We start from the raw sequence: 1,314 nt of genomic DNA on the forward strand, positions 1-1,314 counted from the left end.
CCAGTGAAGATGGTGATGGTCTCACCGCTCGGGTCTGACTCCGAGGTTCCTTGACTCGAAGTTGATGTCGTTAGCGGGATTTGTCGGCTCCAGTGGGTGAGACCGCTGGTCGTGCACGCGGCCGGCCGGGCTCGCGTGACTTGATAAGAGCTTGTGCACCCAAGCCCCGTCACTGGTCTGTCCGCTCACCCGGCCGGTCGTGTGCCTGGTTCTCCTACGAGAAAAGGCAGGCAGATCAAGCATGGCGAAGACGAAGCGGGCTGTCATCGGTGGGGTCGACACGCACGGACTGACCCACCACGCAGCGGTGATCGATGAGCAGGGCCGGCTGCTGGACGACGCCCAGTTCACGGCGGACACCGCCGGATACCGCCAGCTGGCGGCGTGGCTGCGCCGCCACGGCGACGTGCTCAAGGTCGGTGTCGAAGGAACCGGCAGCTACGGCGCCGGGCTGGCCACGTTCCTGCTCGAGCAGGGTGTCACCGTGCTGGAGGTCGACCGGCCAGACCGGCGCACCCGCCGTCGTCGGGGCAAGTCCGACGCCATCGACGCCGAGGCCGCGGCCCGTGCCGCGCTGTCCGGGACGGCTACTGCACTGCCACGCGGGCGCCATGGGGTGATCGAGTCGATCCGGGCGCTGCGGATCGCGCGCTCGGGTGCGGTCAAGGCCCGCACCGCGGCGATCAACTCGTTGAAGAGCCTGCTGGTGACCGCGCCTGCGGCGTTGCGCGAGTCGTTGGCGGGCAAGGGCAGCTCGGCGCTGGTGGCCGCGTGCGCGCGGCTGCGTGCCGGCGATGACCTGTCCGACGCCACCACAGGTGTCAAGGCTGCGCTGGTGGCGGTGGCCCGCCGCGTCACGCAGCTGGACGCGGAGATCGCCGCCTCGGACGCCCGGCTCGGTCAGCTTCTGGCCGCCGCGGCCCCGACCACGATGGCACTGAAAGGCATCGGCCCGGACCACGCCGGTCAGCTGCTGGCCACCGCCGGCGCCAACCCCGAACGGCTGCGCGGCGAGGCTGCCTTCGCCCACCTGTGCGGGGTCGCGCCGATCCCCGCCTCCTCGGGCAAGACCAACCGACACCGGCTGCACCGCGGCGGAGACCGAGACGCCAACCGAGCTCTGCACCTGGCCGTCGTGGTCCGCATGCGCTATTGCCAACGCACCCGCGCCTACGTCACCCGCCGCACCACGGACGGCCTGGCCAAGCCCGACATCATGCGCTGCCTGAAGCGATATCTCGCCCGCGAGGTCTATCACGCGATCAAGGCCGACTTCGAAGCACTCCATCGGGCTTGACTTCTATAAGAGCATCC

1 protein-coding gene is annotated in these 1,314 nt (G+C 69.7%); it reads left to right on the forward strand.

All coding sequences use genetic code 11. The features are described 5' to 3' along the window. Positions 1–241 precede the first annotated feature (241 nt). Positions 242–1,297, forward strand: a complete 1,056-nt coding sequence (locus tag AB0J67_RS41210) for an IS110 family transposase (RefSeq protein ID WP_363491280.1) — start codon at positions 242–244, stop codon at positions 1,295–1,297. The last annotated feature ends 17 nt before the right edge of the window (positions 1,298–1,314 follow it).

It is taken from the genome of Catellatospora sp. NPDC049609, from assembly GCF_040675365.1.
GTDB lineage: Bacteria > Actinomycetota > Actinomycetes > Mycobacteriales > Micromonosporaceae > Catellatospora.

What these genes read in the sequence shown, in the direction of transcription:
- AB0J67_RS41210 (WP_363491280.1), top strand. Translation starts at nt 242, where the DNA reads ATGGCGAAGACGAAGCGGGCTGTCATCGGTGGGGTCGACACGCACGGA.